Below are 22,806 nucleotides of genomic sequence, written 5' to 3'. Positions count from 1 at the left end.
GTTTCAGGTGCGCGAAGGCGTTAAATGGTAAACGCGTCTTGCAGGAGTTTTTCCTGCTGCTCGGCGTGCATCGATGCGTAACCACAAGCTGGGGCAGCAGAAGCCTCACGGCCCGCGTACTCAAGTACGAGAGACTTGTCGAGGTTCCCGATGCTGCGACGCAAGTGGTGCTGGCTGCAGTACCAGGCGCCCTGGTTCATCGGCTCTTCCTGACACCAAACGGCATTTTTGACGTTGGTGTATGGAGCCAGGACTTCTTTCAAGTCGTCCTCAGGGAATGGGTACAGCTGCTCAATACGCACGATGGCGATATCTTCACGGCCTTCGGCACGGCGTTTTTCCAGCAGGTCGTAGTAGACCTTGCCGCTACACAGAACAACGCGCTCGACCTTTTTCGGGTCCAGAGCATCGATTTCCGGGATCACGGTCTGGAACGAACCTTCGGCCAGATCTTCCAGGGTCGAGATGGCCAGCTTGTGGCGCAGCAGCGACTTCGGCGTCAGCACGATCAACGGCTTGCGCAGCGGACGAATCACCTGACGACGCAGCAAGTGGTAGATCTGTGCTGGCGTGGTCGGTACGGCAACCTGAATGTTGTGCTCGGCGCACAATTGCAGGTAACGCTCAAGACGTGCCGAGCTGTGCTCAGGGCCCTGACCTTCGTAACCGTGTGGCAGCAACATGGTCAGACCGCAGAGACGGCCCCACTTGTGCTCGCCGCTGGTGATGAACTGGTCGATCACAACCTGTGCACCGTTGGCGAAGTCGCCGAACTGGGCTTCCCAGATCACCAGCGCATCCGGCGTGGTGGTCGAGTAACCGTATTCGAACGCCAGTACCGCTTCTTCCGACAGGAACGAGTCGTACAGGTCAAAGCGTGGCTGACCGTCGTACAGGTGCTGCAGCGGAATGTAGGTGCCCGCGTCTTTCTGGTTGTGCAGCACAGCGTGACGGTGCGAGAACGTACCGCGGCCGATGTCCTGACCGGTCATACGGATCGGGTGACCTTCGAACGCCAAGGTCGCGTACGCCATGGTTTCGGCGTAACCCCAGTTGATCGGCAGGCCGCCGGCTTGCATCTTCTGACGGTCTTCGTAGATCTTCGAGACCTGACGCTGAACCACGAAGCCTTCCGGAATTTCCAGCAGCTTGGCGGACAGTTCTTGCAGGGTCTTCAGATCAAAGCGAGTGTCGTGACGCGCAGTCCAGGCATGGCCCAGATACGGACGCCAGTCCACGAACAACTCTTTGTTCGGCTCTTTGACCAGCGATTTCACTACGTGCAGACCGTTGTCCAGCGCGTTGCGGTATTCGTCGACTTTCGCCTGAACACGCTCTGCGTCGAGCACACCGCCCTGGGTCAGACGATCAGCGTACAGCTCACGGGTGGTGCGCTGTTTGGTGATCTGCTGATACATCAGAGGCTGGGTACCGCTTGGCTCGTCGGCCTCGTTATGGCCGCGACGACGGTAGCAGACCAGGTCGATCACCACGTCACGCTTGAACTGCATGCGGTAGTCGATGGCCAACTGTGTCACGAACAATACGGCTTCCGGATCATCACCATTCACATGGAGGATCGGCGCCTGGATCATCTTCGCAACGTCGGTGGCGTACTCGGTGGAACGCGAGTCCAGCGGGTTGCTGATGGTGAAACCGACCTGGTTGTTGATCACGATGTGCACGGTACCGCCGGTCTTGAAACCGCGGGTCTGCGACATCTGGAAGGTTTCCATGACCACGCCCTGACCTGCGAATGCAGCGTCACCGTGGATGGAGATCGGCAGAACCTTCTCGCCAGTGGCGTCATTACGACGATCCTGACGGGCGCGCACCGAACCTTCGACCACCGGGGAAACGATTTCCAGGTGGGACGGGTTGAACGCCATGGCCAGGTGAACTTCACCGCCGGCGGTCATCACGTTGGACGAGAAGCCCTGGTGATACTTAACGTCACCGGAACCCAGCTCGACCTTCTTCTTGCCTTCGAACTCGTCGAACAGCTCGCGCGGGTTCTTGCCGAAGGTGTTGACCAGCACGTTCAGACGGCCACGGTGGGCCATGCCGATGACGACTTCCTTGGTGCCGTAGGAACCGGAACGCTGGATCAGTTCGTCGAGCATCGGAATGAGGCTTTCGCCGCCTTCCAGACCGAAACGCTTGGTGCCCGGGTATTTGGTGCCCAGGTATTTTTCCAGGCCTTCACCGGCAGTCACGCGCTCAAGCAGGTGGCTCTTGATGTCGGCGGAGTACGTCGGACGACCACGCACGCTTTCCAGACGCTGCTGGAACCACTGGCGCTGCTCGGAATCGGTGATGTGCGTAAATTCAGCGCCGATGGTGCGGCAATATGTCTGCTGCAACGCTTCGTGAATTTCGCGTAGGCTCGCTTCCTCTTTGCCGATGAACAGGTCGCCGGCACGGAAGGTCGTATCAAGATCGGCATTGGTCAAGCCGTAATGATTGATCGACAGGTCTGCAGGTGCAGGACGCTGCCACAGTCCCAGCGGGTCAAGCTGGGCTGCCTGGTGGCCACGCATACGGTAGGCCTGGATCAATCGCAGCACTTCAACCTGCTTCTTCTCGTGCTCACTGCTCACGCTGCCGGCGGAAACCGGTTGGGCGCGGCGCTGGTTCTTTGCCAGCAGCACGAAATGATCGCGAATCGTGGAGTGCGAAACATCAGTGGCAGAGTTGCCGTCGGCAGGCAACTTCTGAAAGTAGGTGCGCCACTCTTCTGGCACAGCGTTAGGGTCGTGCAGGTAGAGCTCATAAAGCTCTTCCACATAGGCAGCGTTTCCACCTGAAAGGTAGGCGCTGTTCCACATGCGCTGCATCACGCTTTCTTGCATGCTTGGTCACCCTCGGTTAGGGGAACACCATCGATGTCGACACCGAGCAAACTTGCAGAAGTCCGAATGCAGCGACTAAAACAAGCCACTTAGGATCACACTGATAGTCCGGGTACCAGCCCGGATGCCCCTGCTTGTCTCATTTCTTCAAAATAAGAGCGGCAGCTTGTGGCTACTGCTCTGGTTATAGCCATGACGCGGGTTGAAGCCCGCGCCACAGCCTCTACGGTACAGCGGTTACAGCAGCTGAATCACACGCCGCTCGAAAGCAGCATGTTACGGATGTGACCGATGGCCTTAGTCGGGTTCAGGCCTTTCGGACATACGTTGACGCAGTTCATGATGCCCCGGCAGCGGAAGACGCTGAACGGGTCATCAAGCGAAGCCAGACGCTCGGATGTCTTGGTGTCACGGCTGTCTGCCAGGAAGCGATAAGCTTGCAGCAGCGCAGCTGGACCCAGGAACTTGTCCGGGTTCCACCAGAAGGACGGGCAAGAGGTCGAGCAGCAAGCGCACAGGATGCACTCGTACAGACCGTCGAGTTTTTCACGCTCTTCTGGCGACTGCAGACGCTCGATGGCCGGAGCCGGCGTGTCGTTCTGCAGGTAAGGCTTCACCTTCTCGTATTGCTTGTAGAAGATGCTCATATCGACGACCAGGTCACGGATAACCGGCAAGCCTGGCAGCGGACGAACGATCAGCTTGTTACCTTTTACAACGGCGGACAGCGGCGTGATGCACGCCAGACCGTTTTTACCGTTGATGTTCATGCCGTCGGAGCCGCAGACGCCTTCACGGCAAGAGCGACGATAGGAGAAACCCTCGTCCTGCTCTTTGATCAGGGCCAGCACGTCCAGCACCATCAGGTCTTTACCACCGGTATCGACCTGGAATTCCTGCATGAACGGCGCAGCGTCCTGATCAGGGTTGTAGCGATAAACACTGACATTCAACATGGCGGTCACCCTTAATAAGTCCGGACTTTAGGTTCGAAAGTCGGAACAGTCTTCGGCGAGAAGTTCACGGCACGCTTGGTGACGCGCTTGTCACCCGGGAAGTACAGGGTGTGGCACAGCCAGTTTTCGTCATCACGATCTTCAAAGTCTTCACGGGCGTGAGCACCGCGGGACTCTTTACGTACTTCGGCCGCGATGGCGGTAGCTTCAGCCACTTCCAGCAGGTTTTGCAGTTCCAGCGCTTCGATACGTGCAGTGTTGAACGCCTGCGACTTATCGTTGATCTTCACGTTGGCGATGCGGGTACGCAGGTCAGCGAGCTGAGCGATACCTTTCTGCATGTATTCGCCGGTACGGAATACGCCGAAGTAGTTCTGCATGCAGCTTTGCAGCTCGCGACGCAGGGTTGCCACATCTTCGCCATCAGTACGGCTGTTCAGCGCGTTCAGACGCGACAGGGCAGCTTCGATGTCGGCTTCGGTAGCGTCGTCGTATTCGATGCCATCAGTCAGCGCTTTTTCCAGGTGCAGGCCGGCAGCGCGGCCGAATACCACCAGGTCGAGCAGCGAGTTGCCGCCCAGACGGTTGGCACCGTGCACCGATACGCAAGCCACTTCACCTACTGCGAACAGACCAGGGATGATCTGATCCACGCCTTCGGCGTTCTGGGTGATCGCCTGGCCGTGGATGTTGGTGGCAACGCCGCCCATCATATAGTGGCAAGTCGGAACAACCGGAACCGGCGCAACAACAGGGTCAACGTGAGCGAACGTCTTCGACAGTTCGCAGATGCCTGGCAGACGGCTGTGCAGCACTTCCTCGCCCAAGTGGTCGAGTTTGAGCATTACGTGGTCGCCATTCGGACCGCAACCGTTGCCGGCGATGATTTCTTTAACCATCGAGCGAGCAACCACGTCACGACCGGCAAGGTCTTTGGCGTTCGGAGCATAACGCTCCATGAAACGCTCGCCGTGCTTGTTGATCAGGTAACCACCTTCACCACGGCAACCTTCGGTAACCAGTACACCGGCGCCGGCGATGCCGGTCGGGTGGAACTGCCACATTTCAATGTCTTGTACCGGTACGCCAGCACGCAGAGCCATGCCGACGCCGTCACCGGTGTTGATCAGGGCGTTGGTGGTGGAAGCGTAGATACGACCAGCACCGCCGGTAGCCAATACGGTGGCTTTCGCGCGGATGTAGGAAGTTTCGCCAGTTTCGATGCAGATCGCGATCACACCGACGAAGTCGCCTTCCTGGTTTTTCACCAGGTCGACAGCGTAGTACTCGTTCAGGAACGTGGTACCGGCTTTCAGGTTGCCCTGATAAAGGGTGTGCAGCAGGGCGTGGCCGGTACGGTCGGAAGCGGCGCAAGTACGTGCAGCCTGACCGCCCTTGCCGTAATCCTTGGACTGACCACCGAACGGACGCTGGTAGATACGGCCTTGCTCGGTACGCGAGAACGGCAGACCCATGTGGTCCAGCTCAAACACGGCAGCCGGGCCTTCCTGACACATGTATTCGATAGCGTCCTGGTCACCGATGTAGTCGGAGCCCTTGACGGTATCGTACATGTGCCAGCGCCAGTCATCGTTCGGGTCAGCGGACGCGATTGCGCAGGTGATGCCGCCCTGGGCGGATACAGTGTGCGAACGGGTCGGGAAAACCTTGGTGATCACGGCAGTCTTGTGACCGCCCTGTGCCAGTTGCAGCGCAGCGCGCATGCCGGCACCGCCACCACCAATAATGATGGCGTCGAAAGAAATCGTTGGAATGTTAGCCATGACTCAGATACCCCAGAGAATCTGCACACCCCAGACGAAGTAAGCGAACATCGCAACGCCGCATACTGCCTGGAAAAGGAAACGTATCGCCGTTGCGGACTTGCCGAACGCCATTGGCGTCAGGTAGTCAGTCGCGATGGTCCACATGCCGACCCAGGCGTGAGCGCCCAGAGCAACAAGGGCCAGGAGGCTGAAAATACGCATCCCGTTGTGGGCGAACAGTTCATGCCACTGGGCATACTCGAGGCCAGGGTGGGCCACGACGTATCCGATCAGAAAGATGAAGTAAGCCGCGAGAACGACCGCAGACACACGTTGCGCCATCCAGTCATAGAGGCCCGAACGCGACAGGTTCGTGACGTTAGTTACCATATCCAAACTCCTGCCAGAACGATTACCACCACGGAAACGGCGATAACGATTTTCGAGCCCAGCTTGCCGCCTTCCAGCGTCTCACCGATGCCCATGTCCATGATCAAATGGCGCACACCGGCTACCAGGTGATACAGCAGAGCGGACAGGATGCCCCAAATCACTAGCTTGGCTAGCGGACTGGTCAGACACGCTTTCACCTGACCGAAGCCTTCCTCGGAGCTGAGCGACTTGTCCAATGCATAAAGCATGATGGCAAGACACACGAAGAGGATGACACCGGAGATACGGTGAAGAATGGACGTGTAAGCAGTGACTGGGAGTTTGATGGTCCTTAGGTCTAGGTTTACAGGTCGTTGGCTTTTCACGGCTTTTTTTTCACACTGAAGAGCCCCTAACAATCAGGGCAAAGTTGTTGGGGAGTGCACTGGTCAGGTAACCACCACCCAGGGATGCGACCCCCAATGAAAGCAAGCCCAAAAGCCCTTGGCGGTCGGTGGCCGAGTATAGACAGTTAGGCTACTAATGACAACGCAATCACCTACCCCAAATAGCTGATTGCACAAGTCGTATAAAAGGCGTAAATGGCAGTCAATTTCGAGGAAAAAGTGCGCTTAAAGCCTTCTGGAGCAAGACTTTAGGCAAATTGACATTCGAATTTATCTCACTATAGTGGTGCGGGCCCTGCGTGGGGGGTCTGTCTGATGGTTCAAGCATAAATAGGAGGCCACATGGCTGACAAAAAAGCGCAGTTGATCATCGAGGGCGCAGCCCCCGTCGAGCTGCCCATTTTAACCGGCACCGTTGGTCCCGATGTAATCGATGTTCGGGGCCTGACGGCCACGGGCCGCTTCACTTTCGACCCTGGTTTCATGTCGACCGCCTCGTGCGAATCGAAGATCACCTATATCGACGGCGACAACGGCATTCTGTTGCACCGCGGCTACCCGATCGAACAACTGGCTGAAAAGTCGGACTACCTGGAAACCTGCTACCTGCTGCTCAACGGCGAACTGCCGACCGCAGAACAGAAGGCCCAGTTCGTCAGCACCGTGAAAAACCACACGATGGTTCACGAGCAGTTGAAAACCTTCTTCAACGGTTTCCGTCGCGACGCCCACCCGATGGCCGTCATGTGCGGTGTAGTCGGCGCCCTCTCGGCCTTCTACCACGACTCCCTGGACATCAATAACCCGCAGCATCGCGAAATTTCCGCGATCCGTCTGGTTGCCAAGATGCCGACCCTGGCAGCGATGGTTTACAAGTACTCCATGGGCCAGCCCATGATGTACCCGCGCAACGACCTGACGTACGCGGAAAACTTCCTGCACATGATGTTCAACACCCCGTGCGAGATCAAACCGATCAGCCCGGTACTCGCCAAGGCCATGGACCGGATCTTCATCCTCCACGCCGACCACGAGCAGAACGCCTCGACTTCCACCGTCCGTCTGGCCGGCTCCTCGGGTGCCAACCCGTTCGCCTGTATCGCCGCCGGTATCGCCGCACTGTGGGGCCCTGCCCACGGTGGTGCGAACGAAGCCGTGTTGACCATGCTTGACGAGATTGGCGATGTTTCGAACATCGACAAGTTCATCGCCAAGGCCAAGGACAAGAACGATTCGTTCAAACTGATGGGCTTCGGTCACCGCGTTTACAAGAACCGCGACCCTCGCGCGACTGTAATGAAGCAGACCTGCGACGAAGTACTGAAGGAACTGGGCATCAACAACGATCCGCAACTCGAACTGGCCATGCGCCTGGAAGAGATTGCGTTGACTGACCCGTACTTCATCGAACGCTCGCTGTACCCGAACGTCGACTTCTACTCGGGGATCATTCTCAAGGCGATCGGCATTCCGACCAGCATGTTCACGGTGATTTTCGCGCTGGCACGCACTGTTGGCTGGATCTCCCACTGGAAAGAAATGCTCTCCAGCCCGTACAAGATTGGCCGTCCGCGCCAGTTGTACACTGGTTACGAGTCGCGTGACATTTCCAAGCTGGAAGACCGCAAATAAGACTTGTCTTGCGATGACGTTTTAAAGTTGTACCGGGAACGGCCTCTATTTATATAGGGGCCGTTTTTGTTTGTGGCTGTGATTGCGGTTTTGGATTGGATTTGGGGCATATCCGTTTCTGCGGTTGCTGCCGCTGGCGGTTTCGCTCTTACAGCGACTCACTTTTCCAGACGCCGGAGTGCCGGCCCAGCGAAAAGTAAGCAAAAGGCTTTGCCCCTGGCGTACGGCACTTCGCTGAGGCTCAGTGTTCCCTCGCTACGGTGTCCATCCGGGGGCATCGCCTACGGTTTGCTTCGCTGCACCTCCTCTCGATGAATGCGGCTGCGCCGCACGGCGCTGCGCGCCTAACCCCCGGATGAACACCTTCGCTCGGCCTGCCGATGGGGCAAAAGATCAAAAGCCAAAGCCAAAGCCAAAGCAAGATCAAAAGCCAGATCAAGAGCCCCTCACCCTAGCCCTCTCCCGGAGGGAGAGGGGACTGACCGAGTGGTTTGGTAGAGGTACGCCGACGTGCGATACCGCGTTGAACTCAGACTCTGAAAAGCTCACAAATCGGCTCCCTCTCCCTCGGGAGAGGGCTGGGGTGAGGGGCAAATCCACCACCGAACCAAAGCCGAACACACGCTCTTCACCACTCAACAGGATGAGCGTTAGCTCGGCTGCAGCTCTTGATCTGTAAGCGACGTCGGAAGGCTGAGTGGAGGGATTGATCCGGGCGTGGGAGCGCAGCGACCGTTTGGCGAAGCCAAACACAGCGAGAGGAGGTGCAGCGAAGCAAACCGTAGGCACTGCGCCCGGATCGATCCCGCAGCGAAGGAACCCCGAGCCCCAGCGAGCGGGCCGGACGTAGGAGCAAGCGTTTTTTGCTTACTTTTTTTGGCGTTTGAAAAAAAGTGAGTCGCCGTAAGGGCGAAACCCTAATCAGCCGTTACCGCAGCAACGGATATACACCCAATAAAAAACACACCAAAGTCCGATAACCGCCCAATAAAAATGCCCCGATCTCTCAACCGGGGCATTCAGCACAACATTAAAAAACCATCAAACCATCAATGCGAAACCGCCCCACTCGCCCCCAACCCAGTCTGCGAACGCACAAACTGCGGGAAGAACAGCGCCCGCTCTTTATCCGCAGCCGCCGACTTGTCAGTGATCGAGAAGAACCAGATCCCCACAAACGCAATGATCATCGAGAACAACGCCGGATACTCGTAAGGGAAGATCGCCTTCTCATGATGCAGAATCTGCACCCAGATGGTCGGGCCAAGGATCATCAAGCCAACCGCACTCACCAGACCCAACCAGCCGCCAATCATCGCACCACGAGTGGTCAGCTTCTTCCAGTACATCGAAAGCAGCAGCACCGGGAAGTTACAGCTCGCCGCGATCGAGAACGCCAGGCCCACCATGAATGCAATGTTCTGGCTTTCGAACAGAATGCCCAAGCCAATCGCCAACACTGCCAAGGCAATGGTGGTGATCTTCGAGACACGAATCTCGTCCTTCTCGTTCGCCTTGCCCTTCTTGATCACACTCGCATACAGGTCGTGAGAAACCGCCGAAGCACCGGCCAGCGTCAGGCCTGCCACAACCGCCAGAATGGTCGCGAACGCCACCGCCGAGATAAAGCCGAGGAAGATACTGCCACCGACCGCGTTGGCCAAATGCACCGCCGCCATGTTGTTGCCGCCCAACAGCGCGCCAGCCGCATCTTTGAAGGCCGGGTTAGTGCTGACCAACAGGATCGCGCCGAAGCCGATGATGAAGGTCAGAATGTAGAAGTAGCCAATGAAACCGGTCGCGTAGAGCACGCTCTTGCGGGCTTCTTTTGCGTCGCTCACGGTGAAGAAGCGCATCAGAATGTGTGGCAGGCCAGCGGTACCGAACATCAGCGCCAGACCCAGCGAGAAGGCCGAAATCGGATCCTTGACCAGACCGCCCGGGCTCATGATCGCTTCGCCTTTGGCGTGAACCTTGATCGCTTCGGAGAACAGCGTGTTGAAGTCGAAGCCTACGTGCTTCATCACCATCAGCGCCATGAACGAGGCACCGGACAGCAACAGCACAGCTTTGATGATCTGTACCCAGGTGGTCGCCAGCATGCCGCCGAACAGCACGTACATGCACATCAGCACACCGACCAGAATCACCGCGACGTGGTAGTCCAGACCGAACAACAACTGGATCAACTTGCCAGCACCAACCATTTGCGCGATCAGGTAGAACGCCACCACCACCAGCGAACCACAGGCAGACAGGGTGCGGATCTGGGTTTGCCCGAGGCGGTAGGACGCCACGTCGGCAAAGGTGTATTTACCCAGGTTACGCAGACGCTCGGCGATCAGAAACAGAATGATCGGCCAGCCCACCAGGAAGCCGATCGAGTAGATCAGGCCATCGTAGCCGGAGGTGAATACCAGCGCGGAAATCCCCAGGAAGGACGCCGCCGACATGTAGTCACCGGCAATTGCCAGACCATTCTGGAAACCGGTGATCTTGCCGCCCGCCGCATAGTAGTCGGCCGCCGAGTTGTTTTTCTTCGAGGCCCAGTAGGTGATGTAGAGCGTCGCACCGACGAACGCCACGAACATCAGGATCGCGGGAATGTTCAGCGGCTGTTTAGCTACCTCCCCCGTCAACGCGTCAGCCGCCCAGACACTCGGCGCGAAAGCCGCAACACTCAATAAAGCCAGTAGACGCCGGATCATTGCTGAGCCTCCTTGAGAATCGCATTGTTCAGGTCGTCAAACTCGCCATTGGCGCGGCGCACGTAGATAGCGGTGAGGATGAATGCAGAAAGAATCAGTCCGACACCAATCGGGATGCCCCAGGTAATCGAGGACTCAGGACTGAGTTTCGCGCCCAGAATATGCGGCCCGTAAGCGATCAACAGGATGAAGCCAGAGTAAAGCCCGAGCATGATCGCCGAGAGTATCCAGGCGAACTTTTCCCTTTTTCGCACCAGCTCCTTGAATCGGGGACTGTTTTGAATCGAGAGGTAAATGCTGTCGTTCATTGTTTTTATCCTCGCAGCACAGATTATTGTTGGAACATAGCTAATGTATGCGGCTGCGAGCGCGGTAACAGACGACCTTAGTAGTAGAACGCCATGACGTAATCGCCATTCTTCGGTACACATAAAAAACTGTAGGAGTGAGCCTGCTCGCGATGGCGTTGTATCAGTCGATATTTTCATCAACTGACGGGACGCTATCGCGAGCAGGCTCACTCCTACAGGGGTGCGGCGGTGTTGTGGTTATTTGGTCCAGTCAGCCACGCGATCCGGGTGTTTGGCCACCCAATCCTTGGCCGCGGCTTCAGGTTTGGCACCGTCCTGAATCGCCAGCATGACTTCGCCGATTTCGTCTTTCGACGCCCACTGGAAGTTCTTCAGGAACTTGGCCACTTCCGGCGCCTTGGTCGCCAGCTCTTTGCTGCCGATGCTGTTCACGGTTTCAGCTGCGCCATACACGCCTTTCGGGTCGTCGAGGAAGCGCAGTTTCCACTTGGCGAACATCCAGTGCGGCACCCAACCGGTGACGGCGATGGATTCGTTTTTCTTTTCGGCACGGGTCAATTCGGCAATCATGCCGGCACCGGAACTGGCTTTGAGGCTGTATTTGTCGAGGCCGTAATCCTTGATCGCTTGATCGGTCTTGAGCATCACGCCTGAACCGGCATCGATGCCGACGATACGGTTTTTGAAGGTGTCATCGGTTTTCAGGTCTTCAATCGACTTGGCTTTCACATACTCAGGCACGATCAGGCCGATTTTTGCATCCTTGAAGTTCGGGCCGTAATCGACGACCAGATCCTTGTTTTTCGTCCAGTATTCGCCGTGGGTCACGGGCAGCCAGGCCGAGAGCATGGCGTCGAGTTTGCCGGTGGCTACGCCCTGCCACATGATCCCGGTGGCAACGGCTTGCAGTTTCACGTCGTAGCCGAGTTTCTGCTTGATCACTTCGGCCGCTACGTGGGTGGTCGCAACGCTGTCGGACCAGCCGTCAACGTAACCGATGTTCAGGGTCTGTTTTTCTGCGCTGGCGAAAGTGGAACTCATCGCAAGCACCAAAGCAGCACTTGCGCCTAAAAGTCGTCGCATCTTCATCGTTACTTCCCCGAAATGCTGCGCCCGACGGATGACGGGCGGCGTCAACGTATTGTTATGGTGCACGGCGCCCCCATCACGCCTGACCGCAAACTCGTTCGTCGCCAGCGGAGTACTGACGCTTTCGATCATCAACCTGACGCCCGCAGCGACCTGCTCTGTCAGCGACCTCAAGGCAACGAGAAACGACATCAGAAGGCCATTAATCGCGGCTATATAAATGACGCCAAATAATCCGCCCGAACTTTGCATGTCAAAATCATGCGGGCCACCAACCCCTCTATAAATGCAGGTAACATGCGTCGCTTTGCAGCCACTCGGCCTGACCATGTCCGCGACCTCCCGCTTCCCTTTTCTGCCTTATCTCTTCGCCTGCCTGCTGGGGCTGTTTGCCCTCGGCGGCTTCTGGTACGGCCTCGGCCAACCGGTGATCCTGCCCGACGCCGCGACCCCGACGCATAAATTGCAGTGCGCCTCCTACACCCCGTTCGATAAAGACCAATCGCCGTTCGACGTGCCGTTCAAACTGCGCCCGGAGCGCATGGACGCCGATCTCGCATTGCTGGCGACACGCTTTGAGTGCATACGCACTTACTCGATGACGGGCCTGGAAGCGCTGCCGGATCTGGCGCGCAAACATGGCTTGAAATTGATGATCGGCGCGTGGGTCAACAGCAACCCGGTGGACACCGAAAAGGAAGTCGACCTGCTGATCAAATCGGCCAACGCCAACGCGGATGTGGTCAGTGCAGTGATCGTCGGCAACGAGGCGCTGCTGCGCAAGGAAGTCACCGGCGCGCAACTGGCCCGATTGATCAACAAGGTCAAAAGTCAGGTCAAGCAACCGGTCACGTACGCCGATGTCTGGGAGTTCTGGCTCAAGCATCCTGAAGTCGCGCCAGCGGTGGACTTTCTGACTATTCACTTGCTGCCGTACTGGGAAGATGATCCGTCGAACATCGACGTCGCCCTGCAACACGTCGCGGATGTGCGCCAGGTGTTCGGTAATAAATTCGCACCGAAAGACGTGATGATCGGCGAAACCGGCTGGCCAAGCGAAGGCCGCCAACGCGAGACCGCCCTGCCGAGCCGGGTCAACGAGGCCAGGTTCATTCGGGGTTTTGTCGCGATGGCCGAGAAGGAAGGCTGGCATTACAACCTGATCGAAGCGTTTGACCAGCCATGGAAGCGCGGCAGTGAAGGCGCGGTGGGCGGTTACTGGGGGCTGTACGACGCGGATCGTCAGGACAAGGGCGTGCTCGCCGGGCCGGTGACCAACGTGCCGTACTGGAAGGAATGGCTGGCGGTCGGCGGGTTGATTTTTCTTGGCACGCTGATGCTCGGCGGTCGCGTTCGCACTACACGCTCGGCGTTGGTATTGCCGCTGCTGGGCGCCCTCGCCGCTTGCTCGATCGGCGCCTGGGGTGATCTGGCGCGAGTGACCACGCGGTTTGCCAGCGAGTGGCTGTGGGTCGGCTTGTTGACGGCGCTGAATCTGTTGGTATTGGCACACGCGGCACTGACGCTGAGCGCGCGAACTGGCTGGCGTGAGCGGGCGTTCAATCTATTGGAGCGCCGCGCGGGCTGGCTGGTCGCGGCGACAGGCTTTGCCGCAGCAGTAATGATGCTGGAGATGGTCTTCGATCCGCGTTATCGCAGTTTCCCGAGCATGGCGTTTGTGCTGCCAGCGCTGGTTTATCTGTGCCGGCCGGTGAGCGTGCCGCGTCGGGAGATTGCGTTGCTGACGTTTATTGTCGGGGCGGGGATTGCGCCGCAGTTGTATCAGGAAGGTTTGCAGAATCAGCAGGCGTGGGGTTGGGCGTTGGTGAGCGTGTTGATGGTGGCGGCTCTGTGGCGCTGCCTGCGCGTTCGAAAATACTGATCAAAAGCAAGATCAAAAGATCGCAGCCTTCGGCAACTCCTACAAGGTGTACGCCATTTCAATGTAGGAGCTGCCGAAGGCTGCGATCTTTTCCATCAGGCGCTGCGGGACTCGCGGACCAGACGCAACCCGGCAATCACCAGCGCAAACACCGCCAATGTCGTGTTGTACAACGCCAGCGCCGGCGCCCCGAATACCAGCGCCAGCACCGCCAGCCACCACCCTGCCCGCCCCGGCAACACGAAACCGATCAACGCCGCGCCCAGTGCCGTCCAGCCCAACACCTTGAAGTGAATCATCAAGCCCAGGTTCGACCGCACCTGACATTCCCAGCGGCTGGCCTCGTCGACGCAGATGCCCACCCACTTTCCGTCTTCCATAAAGCCATAACGCGCGCCATAACTGGCGGCCAGCCACAACGGCAACAGAACGAGCAGCAAAATCACGGGCAAACGGCGGGACATGAAACACTCCAATCTTCGGAAATCGGCGGCCAGCTTAATCTGCCGCCAGCCGTGTGCAAGAACTAACAACTGTTAACTGTTCATTCAGGCAGTGCAAAGTGTATCGTCCAGCTACTATTACTCCGAATTCTGCCTGTTTGGTGCCGCAGCATGGCACTTTGGCGCAAACCCGGTGGTCATAGCCTGCGAACTTCATTCGGCACCTTCCTCTAAGGGATCTAGTCATGCTCCGTTCCTTGCGCTTCGCCGCGCTGTTCAGCGGCCTTATTTTGAGTGCGTCCGCACTGGCGGTGGATATCGATGCCGCCAGTTATGGCTACCCCCTGACCAACCCGTTCGAGGCGACTATCGCCACGACGCCGCCGGACTTGCGCCCGGAATTGCCGCTGGACGACGACATCACTCAGTCGGACCGCAGCCTCACGTTGCGCCCGGAGCGAGAGTTCATCCTGCCGGACAACTTCTGGGCGGTGAAAAAACTCACCTATCGCATCGCCACCCAGGACAAACCGGCACCGCTGATCTTCCTGATCGCCGGCACCGGCGCGCGTTATGACAGCACCCTCAACGAATACCTGAAAAAGCTCTACTACAAGGCCGGCTACCACGTCGTGCAATTGTCGTCGCCGACCAGTTTCGACTTCATCAGCGCCGCCTCGCGCTTCGCGACCCCGGGCGTGACCAAGGAAGACGCCGAAGACATGTACCGGGTGATGCAGGCCGTGCGCGCGCAGAACCCGAAACTGCCGGTGACCGAGTATTACCTGACCGGTTACAGCCTCGGCGCCCTTGATGCCGCGTTCGTCGCGCATCTGGACGAAACGCGCCGCAGCTTCAACTTCAAGAAAGTCCTGCTGCTCAATCCGCCGGTCAACCTCTACACCTCGGTGACCAACCTCGACAAGTTGGTGCAAACCGAGGTGAAAGGCATCAACAACAGCACCACGTTCTATGAACTGGTGCTGTCGAAGCTGACCCGCTACTTCCAGCAGAAAGGCTACATCGACCTCAACGATGCGCTGCTCTACGACTTCCAGCAGTCCAAGCAGCACCTGACCAACGAACAGATGGCGATGCTGATCGGCACCTCGTTCCGCTTCTCGGCGGCCGACATTGCCTTCACCTCGGATCTGATCAACCGTCGCGGCCTGATCACCCCGCCGAAGTTCCCGATCACCGAAGGCACCAGCCTCACGCCGTTCCTCAAGCGTGCGCTGCAGTGCGACTTCGACTGCTACCTGACCGATCAGGTGATCCCGATGTGGCGTGCACGCACCGACGGCGGCAGCCTGCTGCAACTGATCGACCAGGTCAGCCTTTATGCACTCAAGGATTACCTGCACGACAGCCCGAAAATCGCCGTCATGCACAACGCCGACGACGTGATCCTCGGCCCGGGCGACCTTGGTTTCCTGCGTAAAACGTTCGGTGATCGTCTGACCGTTTATCCACTGGGCGGCCATTGCGGCAACCTTAACTACCGCGTCAACAGCGACGCCATGCTGGAGTTCTTCCGTGGCTAAATATCTCCTGCTGATGGCAGCGCTCCTCTGCGCAGGCGTGGCCCAGGCCGACAACAGTAAAGCCAACGCGCCGGTCGTCGTCGACAGCGACGGCTTCAAAGAGCCGCTGTCCAAACTCAAGTTCAACCCGGGGCTGGATCAGCGCGAATTCGAGCGTTCGACGCTCAACGCGCTGAACGTCTACGACCCGCTGGAATCGTGGAACCGTCGGGTTTACCACTTCAACTACCGCTTCGACCAATGGGTGTTCCTGCCGGTGGTCGATGGCTATCGCTACATCACGCCGAGTTTTGTGCGTACCGGGGTAAGCAACTTCTTCAACAACCTCGGTGACGTGCCGAACCTGGTCAACAGCCTGTTGCAGTTCAAAGGTCAGCGCTCGATGGAAACCACCGCGCGCCTGCTACTCAACACCACCATCGGCATTGCCGGCCTTTGGGACCCAGCGACCGCCATGGGCCTGCCGCGCCAGAGCGAAGACTTCGGCCAGACCCTGGGCTTCTACGGTGTACCGGGCGGCGCCTACTTCGTGTTGCCAATCCTCGGCCCGTCGAACATCCGCGACACCGCCGGTCTTGCTGTGGATTACACCGCCGAATCAGCGATCAACTTCCTCAACGTCTCGGAAGTCAGCTCCAACCACCCGGAAATCTGGGCCCTGCGCGCGGTCGACAAGCGCTACCAGACCAGCTTCCGCTACGGCCAGATGAACTCGCCGTTCGAGTACGAGAAGGTGCGTTACGTGTATACCGAGGCGCGTAAGTTGCAGATCGCCGAGTAATTCCGGCAGGCACAAAAAAGGCCATTCAATGAAAATTGAATGGCCTTTTTACTGGCACAACACAAATCAACTGTAGGAGTGAGCCTGCTCGCGATAACGGTGCACCAGCCACCATTTGCAGTGCTGACACACCGCTATCGCGAGCAGGCTCACTCCTACAAAGGGGTTTGTGTTGAGTGTCAGTTTTTCAGGGCTTTCCAGATTTTGCCGACGACAGAAACCACCGCCAACACCACCGCGCCAGCGATGATCCCCGCGACACCATTGAGCAACATCGGCACCGCAAACCCGACACTGCCGGCCGCCGCGCCAACGCCTTCAATCCAGTCATGCAGCACCGGCACACCGTGGGTGAGGATGCCGCCGCCAACCAGGAACATCGCCGCCGTGCCGACCACCGACAGGGTTTTCATCATGTACGGCGCGGCGCTGAGGATCGCGCTGCCGATTTTCTTCGCCATCTGCCCAGGTTTTTTCGTCAGCCACAGGCCGAGGTCGTCGAGTTTGACGATGCCCGCCACCAGTCCATACACGCCCACCGTCATCACAATCGCGATACCGGACATCACGATTACTTGCTGAGTCAGCGAAGCAGTAGCCACGGTGCCCAGGGTGATTGCGATGATTTCTGCGGAGAGGATAAAGTCAGTGCGGATCGCGCCTTTGATCTTGTCTTTCTCGTAGGCCACCAGATCGGTCGCCGGATCGGCTACCGCCTCAGTCAGTTGCGCATGTTCGACCTCGTCTTCAGCCTTGCTGTGCAGAAACTTGTGCGCAAGCTTCTCAAAACCCTCAAAACACAGATACGCACCGCCGACCATCAACAATGGCGTCACCAGCCACGGCACGAACGCACTGATCGCCAGCGCCGATGGCACCAGAATCAGTTTGTTGACGAACGAACCCTTGGCCACGGCCCAGACCACGGGGATTTCCCGTTCGGCACGCACGCCGGAGACCTGCTGGGCGTTGAGCGCCAGATCATCGCCGAGTACGCCGGCGGTCTTCTTGGCGGCCATTTTGCTCATCAACGCCACGTCATCCAGCACAGTGGCAATATCGTCGACCAGCACCAGCAAACTGCTTCCTGCCATGAATCCTGTTTCCTTTTATGTATGAATGGTGCGAAGCATAACGCGACCACAGACCACACGGGGCATTCTTGAGCGCTGCGCGAGGCCGGTGCTACCATGCGCAACCGCCAGAACAGGCAAGGAACCACCGGGTTTATGAGCACAATCCGCGAGCGCAACAAAGAACTGATCCTGCGTGCCGCCAGTGAGGAGTTTGCCGACAAGGGCTTCGCTGCGACCAAAACCAGCGACATCGCCGCCAAGGCGGGATTGCCCAAGCCCAACGTCTACTACTACTTCAAGTCCAAGGAGAACCTCTACCGCGAGGTTCTGGAAAGCATCATCGTGCCGATTTTGCAGGCCTCGACTCCGTTCAATCCGGACGGTGTGCCGAGCGAAGTGCTGAGCGGCTATATCCGCTCGAAAATCCGCATCTCCCGCGACCTGCCCTTCGCCTCGAAGGTATTTGCCAGCGAAATCATGCACGGCGCACCACACCTGAGCGCCGACCTGGTCGAGCAACTCAACGGCCAGGCCAAGCACAACATCAATTGCATCCAAAGCTGGATTGACCGAGGCCAGATCGCCCCGATCGACCCTAATCACCTGATGTTCAGCATCTGGGCCGCGACCCAGACCTACGCCGACTTCGACTGGCAGATTTCTGCGGTGACCGGCAAGGACAAGCTGGACGAGGCCGATTATGAAGCGGCGGCGCAGACGATTATCCGGCTGGTGTTGAAGGGGTGTGAGCCGGACTGATAGACCGCGGCGACTGCTTCGCGAGCAAGCTCGCTCCCACATTTGGAATGCGTTCCCCTGTAGGAGTGAGCCTGCTCGCGATCGAGGCGACTCGGTTTCAGCTCAAACCCAAATGGCATCCCACAGCGGATAGTCGCCAAGCTTCTTAACCAAACCAGCCCGCAACGGGTTAGCCACGACATAACGCGCCATCTTCACCAGGTCTTCTTCACGTCTCAGCGCGCGGTCATGAAACCCTCTCTGCCAGAGAACGCTGTTTCCACCGGAAGCGTGCCTGACAGCCTTGGTGCTCAGCGATTTGGTTTTTTGCATCACCTCACTCAATGAACCTCGTCGCAATTCAATCAGCCAATGGAAATGATCTGGCATGACTACCCAGGCTAATGAGCTCACCAGCCCCGAATCTTGCGCGTGTCGAAATTGATCAGCGACCAGTTTTCCCAAGGCAAAATTCGTGAAAATCGGCTTTCGTTGATAAGTGGTGCTGGTTAACAGATAGATTCGACTGACTTCGGTATAGCGCCCGACTCGCAATTTATGTGCAGCAGGTAGATCCGGCATTCCTTTGCCCTCTGTGATCAGGTCATGAAAAGGCTAGTACCGGGAAAGACAAATGGAGCGGTCAACTGTTGGCAGGATGTGTCTGGTAGATAGCAATCGCGAGCAGGCTCACTCCTACAAGGGATCTGGGGTGTTCAAACATTTTGTGTCTGAACACAAATCCCTGTAGGAGTGAGCCTGCTCGCGATAGCGGTTATTCAATCAACGCAGATTCAAGCCGCCACCCCCGCATCCGCCCGCAACTCCAACGCCTCCACCGCCCTGATCGCCACCTGCTCATCAATATCCGACAAATCCCCGCTAATCCCGATCGCGCCCAGCACATTCCCCGCCTGATCCCGAATCAACACACCACCCGGTGCCGGCACGACGCTGCCCTGGCCCATGCTGTTCAGCGCGGCAATAAACGCCGGGCGTTGTTGCGCGTCGAGTGCCAGCAGGCGCGAGCCTTTGCCCAGCGCGATGGCGCCCCAGGCTTTGCCGATGGCGATGTTCGGGCGTAGCAGGCTTGCGCCGTCTTCGCGTTGCAGGGTGATCAGGTGGCCGCCGGTATCGAGTACCGCGATGGTCAGCGGCGCAGCGTTGATGCCGCGCCCTGCGTTGATGGCTTCGTTGACCAGGTTGACTGCGACTTTCAAGGTTAAAGCGCTCATGGTGCCGTCCTCATTTTGTTATAGGGAAAGTCGTGGGCCTGCGGTTGTCTGCCGCAGGCCGATACAACAAATAGAACACAATGAATTATTTTTTTGTATACAATAATTCTCGAAAAGCGCCACATGCGACGAAAAGCCACAGTTAGACAGGCTTCCGACGAATGAAACAGGCGCTTGAGAAAATGGATTGACCTGCGCCGTCCGCCGTGAATACACTCTGCGCAAAGCCACTTGTATACAATTACAAAACGTAAAGAGGCACAAAACCATGAGCAAAATGAGAGCAATCGAAGCCGCCGTTCTGGTGATGCGCCGTGAAGGGGTTGATACCGCTTTTGGCATCCCGGGCGCTGCCATCAACCCGCTGTACTCCGCCTTGCAGAAAGTCGGTGGCATCGATCACGTCCTTGCTCGCCACGTGGAAGGCGCCTCGCACATGGCCGAGGGCTACACCCGCACCAAGGCCGGCAACATCGGCGTGTGCATCGGTACTTCCGGCCCTGCCGGTACCGATATGGTCACCGGGCTCTACAGCGCCTCGGCCGACTCGATTCCAATCCTCTGCATTACCGGCCAGGCACCCCGCGCCCGTATGCACAAGGAAGACTTCCAGGCTGTCGACATCACCAGCATCGTCAAGCCAGTCACCAAGTGGGCGACCACTGTTCTGGAACCGGGCCAAGTGCCTTACGCGTTCCAGAAAGCGTTCTTTGAAATGCGCTCCGGCCGTCCAGGTCCAGTGCTGATCGACCTGCCGTTCGACGTGCAGATGGCCGAAATCGAATTCGACATCGACGCTTACCAACCGCTGCCATTGGCCAAACCGACTGCTACCCGCGTTCAGGTTGAAAAGGCTTTGGCTCTGCTCGATCAGGCTGAGCGTCCATTGCTGGTGGCCGGCGGCGGCATCATCAACGCCGACGCCAGCGATCTGCTGGTTGAATTCGCTGAGCTGACCGGCATCCCGGTGATCCCGACCCTGATGGGCTGGGGCACCATCCCGGACGATCACCCGTTGATGGTGGGCATGGTCGGTCTGCAGACTTCGCACCGCTACGGCAACGCGACCATGCTGAAATCTGACGTGGTGTTGGGGATCGGTAACCGTTGGGCCAACCGTCACACCGGTTCGGTTGACGTTTACACCGAAGGTCGCAAGTTCATTCACGTCGACATCGAAGGCACGCAGATCGGTCGTGTGTTCACGCCGGATCTGGGCATCGTTTCCGACGCCGCTGCAGCACTGACCGTGTTCATCGAAGTGGCACGTGAATGGCAAGCCGCCGGCAAGCTGAAAAACCGCAGTGCCTGGCTGCAAGATTGCCAGCAGCGCAAAGCCAGCCTGCATCGCAAGACCCACTTCGACAACGTGCCGGTGAAACCACAGCGCGTTTACGAAGAGATGAACCAGGTGTTCGGCAAAGACACCTGCTACGTCAGCACCATTGGTCTGTCGCAGATTGCCGGCGCGCAGTTCCTGCACGTCTACAAGCCGCGTCACTGGATCAACTGTGGCCAGGCCGGCCCGTTGGGCTGGACCATTCCGGCAGCGCTGGGCGTGGTGAAGGCCGATTCGAGCCGTAAAGTCGTGGCCCTGTCGGGGGACTATGACTTCCAGTTCATGATCGAAGAACTGGCGGTCGGCGCTCAGTTCAAACTGCCGTACATCCACGTCGTGGTGAACAACTCGTACCTGGGTCTGATCCGTCAGGCCCAGCGCGGGTTCGAAATGGACTACTGCGTGCAGCTGTCCTTCGATAACCTGAACGCGCCGGAACTCAACGGTTACGGTGTTGACCACGTCGCAGTGGCTGAAGGCCTCGGCTGTAAGGCACTGCGTGTGTTCGAACCCTCGGAAATCGCCCCTGCCCTGCGCAAGGCTGAACAGATGATCGAAGAGTTCAAGGTGCCGGTGATCGTCGAGATCATTCTGGAGCGTGTGACCAACATCTCCATGGGCACCGAGATCAACGCCGTCAACGAATTCGAAGACCTGGCGCTGGTCGGCAACGATGCGCCAACGGCGATTTCGCTGCTTGATTGATCGTAACTAGCCCCCTCTCCCTCCGGGAGAGGGCTGGGGTGAGGGAAAGGTTTTGCGGTGCTCGCAAAATTCGGATCAGACTCTGGATTCCCCCTCACCCTAACCCTCTCCCCCAGGAGAGGGGACTTGATCGCGTTCAGTCTGACCAACCGTGCCACATCCGTTTTTCAGGAGACCACCATGCCGCGTTTCGCAGCCAACCTGTCCATGCTGTTCACCGAACAGGATTTCCTTGCCCGTTTCGACGCCGCCGCCAAGGCTGGTTTCAGCGGGGTCGAGTACCTGTTCCCGTACGACTTCAGCTCCGCTGAAATCAAGGCCAGGCTCGACGCCAACGGTCTGACCCAAGTGCTGTTCAACCTGCCGGCCGGTGACTGGGCCAAGGGCGAGCGCGGTATCGCGTGCCTGCCGGACCGGGTTGAAGAGTTCCGCGCCGGGGTCGATCTGGCGATTGCCTACGCGCAAGTGCTGGGCAACACCCAGATCAACTGCCTGGCCGGTATCCGCCCGCAAGGCGTTGACGATGCCACCGTGGAAAAGACCTTCGTCGCCAACCTGAAATACGCCGCCGACAAGCTGCAGGCAGCGGGCATCAAACTGGTGATGGAAGCGATCAACACCCGCGACATTCCGGGTTTCTACCTGAACAACACAGCGCAAGCCCTGTCGATTCGCGAGCAGGTCGGCAGCGCCAATCTGTTCCTGCAATACGACATCTATCACATGCAAATCATGGAAGGCGATCTGGCCCGCACCCTGCAATCGCACCTGGGCGAGATCAACCATGTGCAGCTCGCGGACAACCCGGGGCGCAACGAACCAGGCACCGGTGAAATCAACTACCGCTTCCTGTTCGAACACCTCGACCGCATCGGTTATCAGGGTTGGGTTGGCTGTGAATACAAGCCGCTGACCACCACCGAAGCAGGTCTGGGCTGGCTGAAAACCCATAACGCAATCTGACCCATAC

Annotated in this window: 19 protein-coding genes; 7 read left to right on the top strand and 12 right to left on the bottom strand. The window is 58.1% G+C overall.

Going from position 1 to position 22,806, the window contains the following annotated elements; genetic code table 11:
- Positions 1-20: 20 nt before the first annotated feature.
- The 5 genes from H8F23_RS11435 to sdhC form a co-directional block, all read right to left on the bottom strand.
- A complete protein-coding gene (locus H8F23_RS11435) occupies positions 21-2,852 on the bottom strand; it encodes a 2-oxoglutarate dehydrogenase E1 component (RefSeq protein ID WP_093439917.1) in 2,832 nt (943 codons plus the stop codon).
- 251 nt (positions 2,853-3,103) lie between these two features.
- Complete coding sequence (locus H8F23_RS11430; protein ID WP_093440161.1) at positions 3,104-3,808, bottom strand: succinate dehydrogenase iron-sulfur subunit; 705 nt, start codon at positions 3,806-3,808, stop codon at positions 3,104-3,106.
- A gap of 11 nt (positions 3,809-3,819) precedes the next feature.
- Positions 3,820-5,592, bottom strand: coding sequence for a succinate dehydrogenase flavoprotein subunit (gene sdhA, locus H8F23_RS11425; RefSeq protein ID WP_194934445.1), 1,773 nt, complete (start codon positions 5,590-5,592; stop codon positions 3,820-3,822).
- 3 nt (positions 5,593-5,595) lie between these two features.
- Positions 5,596-5,964: a succinate dehydrogenase, hydrophobic membrane anchor protein gene (sdhD, locus tag H8F23_RS11420; protein WP_003222999.1), complete on the bottom strand. Its 369-nt coding sequence runs from the start codon at positions 5,962-5,964 to the stop codon at positions 5,596-5,598.
- The gene (sdhC, locus tag H8F23_RS11415) at positions 5,958-6,332 is read right to left on the bottom strand and encodes a succinate dehydrogenase, cytochrome b556 subunit (protein ID WP_016773673.1); all 375 of its coding nucleotides are present in this window, start codon (positions 6,330-6,332) and stop codon (positions 5,958-5,960) included. Before sdhC ends, sdhD begins: the two co-directional genes overlap by 7 nt.
- Before the next feature lie 363 nt (positions 6,333-6,695).
- On the opposite strand from sdhC, the gene gltA reads away from it, so the two are divergent.
- Positions 6,696-7,985, top strand: a complete 1,290-nt coding sequence (gene gltA, locus H8F23_RS11410) for a citrate synthase (protein WP_141126761.1) — start codon at positions 6,696-6,698, stop codon at positions 7,983-7,985.
- A 1,049-nt stretch (positions 7,986-9,034) separates the two neighbouring features.
- On the opposite strand, the gene H8F23_RS11405 is transcribed toward gltA, so the two are convergent.
- The 3 genes from H8F23_RS11405 to H8F23_RS11395 form a co-directional block, all read right to left on the bottom strand.
- Positions 9,035-10,693, bottom strand: coding sequence for a cation acetate symporter (locus tag H8F23_RS11405; protein WP_016987517.1), 1,659 nt, complete (start codon positions 10,691-10,693; stop codon positions 9,035-9,037).
- Positions 10,690-11,001, bottom strand: coding sequence for a DUF485 domain-containing protein (locus H8F23_RS11400; protein WP_007919908.1), 312 nt, complete (start codon positions 10,999-11,001; stop codon positions 10,690-10,692). The genes H8F23_RS11405 and H8F23_RS11400 overlap by 4 nt, the downstream gene beginning before the upstream one ends.
- A gap of 240 nt (positions 11,002-11,241) precedes the next feature.
- Positions 11,242-12,093, bottom strand: coding sequence for a glycine betaine ABC transporter substrate-binding protein (locus tag H8F23_RS11395; RefSeq protein ID WP_034151546.1), 852 nt, complete (start codon positions 12,091-12,093; stop codon positions 11,242-11,244).
- Between the two features lie 286 nt (positions 12,094-12,379).
- Here H8F23_RS11395 and H8F23_RS11390 point away from each other — a divergent pair, with 286 nt between their 5' ends.
- Positions 12,380-13,975 (top strand): glycoside hydrolase family 17 protein, encoded by a 1,596-nt coding sequence (locus tag H8F23_RS11390; protein ID WP_194934444.1) that lies wholly within the window; start codon positions 12,380-12,382, stop codon positions 13,973-13,975.
- Positions 13,976-14,070: 95 nt separating this feature from the next.
- On the opposite strand, the gene H8F23_RS11385 is transcribed toward H8F23_RS11390, so the two are convergent.
- Positions 14,071-14,439: a hypothetical protein gene (locus H8F23_RS11385; protein WP_186625217.1), complete on the bottom strand. Its 369-nt coding sequence runs from the start codon at positions 14,437-14,439 to the stop codon at positions 14,071-14,073.
- 224 nt (positions 14,440-14,663) lie between these two features.
- Here H8F23_RS11385 and H8F23_RS11380 point away from each other — a divergent pair, with 224 nt between their 5' ends.
- Positions 14,664-15,962 carry a serine/threonine protein kinase gene (locus H8F23_RS11380; RefSeq protein WP_122593473.1) on the top strand — a complete coding sequence of 433 codons (1,299 nt, stop codon included), beginning with the start codon at positions 14,664-14,666 and terminating at the stop codon, positions 15,960-15,962.
- Positions 15,955-16,743 carry an MlaA family lipoprotein gene (locus tag H8F23_RS11375; RefSeq protein ID WP_034151542.1) on the top strand — a complete coding sequence of 263 codons (789 nt, stop codon included), beginning with the start codon at positions 15,955-15,957 and terminating at the stop codon, positions 16,741-16,743. The genes H8F23_RS11380 and H8F23_RS11375 overlap by 8 nt, the downstream gene beginning before the upstream one ends.
- A 179-nt stretch (positions 16,744-16,922) precedes the next feature.
- On the opposite strand, the gene H8F23_RS11370 is transcribed toward H8F23_RS11375, so the two are convergent.
- Positions 16,923-17,837 (bottom strand): DUF808 domain-containing protein, encoded by a 915-nt coding sequence (locus H8F23_RS11370; RefSeq protein ID WP_194934443.1) that lies wholly within the window; start codon positions 17,835-17,837, stop codon positions 16,923-16,925.
- A gap of 135 nt (positions 17,838-17,972) precedes the next feature.
- Between H8F23_RS11370 and H8F23_RS11365 the strand changes: the two genes are divergently transcribed.
- Positions 17,973-18,578, top strand: a complete 606-nt coding sequence (locus H8F23_RS11365; RefSeq protein WP_141130011.1) for a TetR/AcrR family transcriptional regulator — start codon at positions 17,973-17,975, stop codon at positions 18,576-18,578.
- A gap of 102 nt (positions 18,579-18,680) precedes the next feature.
- Here the strand turns inward: H8F23_RS11365 and H8F23_RS11360 are convergent, their stop codons facing one another.
- Positions 18,681-19,139: an REP-associated tyrosine transposase gene (locus tag H8F23_RS11360; RefSeq protein ID WP_194934442.1), complete on the bottom strand. Its 459-nt coding sequence runs from the start codon at positions 19,137-19,139 to the stop codon at positions 18,681-18,683.
- 212 nt (positions 19,140-19,351) lie between these two features.
- Positions 19,352-19,792, bottom strand: coding sequence for a GlcG/HbpS family heme-binding protein (locus H8F23_RS11355; protein ID WP_016987506.1), 441 nt, complete (start codon positions 19,790-19,792; stop codon positions 19,352-19,354).
- Positions 19,793-20,060: 268 nt separating this feature from the next.
- Here H8F23_RS11355 and gcl point away from each other — a divergent pair, with 268 nt between their 5' ends.
- Together gcl and hyi are read left to right on the top strand one after the other, a co-directional pair.
- Complete coding sequence (gene gcl / locus H8F23_RS11350) at positions 20,061-21,836, top strand: glyoxylate carboligase (RefSeq protein WP_194934441.1); 1,776 nt, start codon at positions 20,061-20,063, stop codon at positions 21,834-21,836.
- A gap of 180 nt (positions 21,837-22,016) precedes the next feature.
- Entirely contained in the window at positions 22,017-22,799 is a 783-nt protein-coding gene (hyi, locus tag H8F23_RS11345) for a hydroxypyruvate isomerase (RefSeq protein ID WP_016987505.1), read from the top strand.
- Positions 22,800-22,806: the final 7 nt, after the last annotated feature.

Origin of the sequence: Pseudomonas neuropathica, assembly GCF_015461835.1 — a bacterium.
Lineage (GTDB): Bacteria > Pseudomonadota > Gammaproteobacteria > Pseudomonadales > Pseudomonadaceae > Aquipseudomonas > Aquipseudomonas neuropathica.
This window is presented reverse-complemented; position numbering and strand designations above follow the sequence as displayed.

Excerpts from the sequence above, each read along its gene's own strand:
- sdhD (WP_003222999.1), bottom strand. The coding sequence starts at position 5,964 with ATGGTAACTAACGTCACGAACCTGTCGCGTTCGGGCCTCTATGACTGG.
- sdhA (WP_194934445.1), bottom strand. The coding sequence starts at position 5,592 with ATGGCTAACATTCCAACGATTTCTTTCGACGCCATCATTATTGGTGGT.
- H8F23_RS11360 (WP_194934442.1), bottom strand. The coding sequence starts at position 19,139 with ATGCCGGATCTACCTGCTGCACATAAATTGCGAGTCGGGCGCTATACC.
- H8F23_RS11430 (WP_093440161.1), bottom strand. The coding sequence starts at position 3,808 with ATGTTGAATGTCAGTGTTTATCGCTACAACCCTGATCAGGACGCTGCG.
- H8F23_RS11405 (WP_016987517.1), bottom strand. The coding sequence starts at position 10,693 with ATGATCCGGCGTCTACTGGCTTTATTGAGTGTTGCGGCTTTCGCGCCG.
- H8F23_RS11395 (WP_034151546.1), bottom strand. The coding sequence starts at position 12,093 with ATGAAGATGCGACGACTTTTAGGCGCAAGTGCTGCTTTGGTGCTTGCG.
- H8F23_RS11390 (WP_194934444.1), top strand. The coding sequence starts at position 12,380 with ATGCAGGTAACATGCGTCGCTTTGCAGCCACTCGGCCTGACCATGTCC.
- H8F23_RS11370 (WP_194934443.1), bottom strand. The coding sequence starts at position 17,837 with ATGGCAGGAAGCAGTTTGCTGGTGCTGGTCGACGATATTGCCACTGTG.
- H8F23_RS11365 (WP_141130011.1), top strand. The coding sequence starts at position 17,973 with ATGAGCACAATCCGCGAGCGCAACAAAGAACTGATCCTGCGTGCCGCC.
- H8F23_RS11400 (WP_007919908.1), bottom strand. The coding sequence starts at position 11,001 with ATGAACGACAGCATTTACCTCTCGATTCAAAACAGTCCCCGATTCAAG.
- H8F23_RS11380 (WP_122593473.1), top strand. The coding sequence starts at position 14,664 with ATGCTCCGTTCCTTGCGCTTCGCCGCGCTGTTCAGCGGCCTTATTTTG.
- hyi (WP_016987505.1), top strand. The coding sequence starts at position 22,017 with ATGCCGCGTTTCGCAGCCAACCTGTCCATGCTGTTCACCGAACAGGAT.
- H8F23_RS11435 (WP_093439917.1), bottom strand. The coding sequence starts at position 2,852 with ATGCAAGAAAGCGTGATGCAGCGCATGTGGAACAGCGCCTACCTTTCA.
- gcl (WP_194934441.1), top strand. The coding sequence starts at position 20,061 with ATGAGCAAAATGAGAGCAATCGAAGCCGCCGTTCTGGTGATGCGCCGT.
- H8F23_RS11385 (WP_186625217.1), bottom strand. The coding sequence starts at position 14,439 with ATGTCCCGCCGTTTGCCCGTGATTTTGCTGCTCGTTCTGTTGCCGTTG.
- H8F23_RS11355 (WP_016987506.1), bottom strand. The coding sequence starts at position 19,792 with ATGAGCGCTTTAACCTTGAAAGTCGCAGTCAACCTGGTCAACGAAGCC.
- gltA (WP_141126761.1), top strand. The coding sequence starts at position 6,696 with ATGGCTGACAAAAAAGCGCAGTTGATCATCGAGGGCGCAGCCCCCGTC.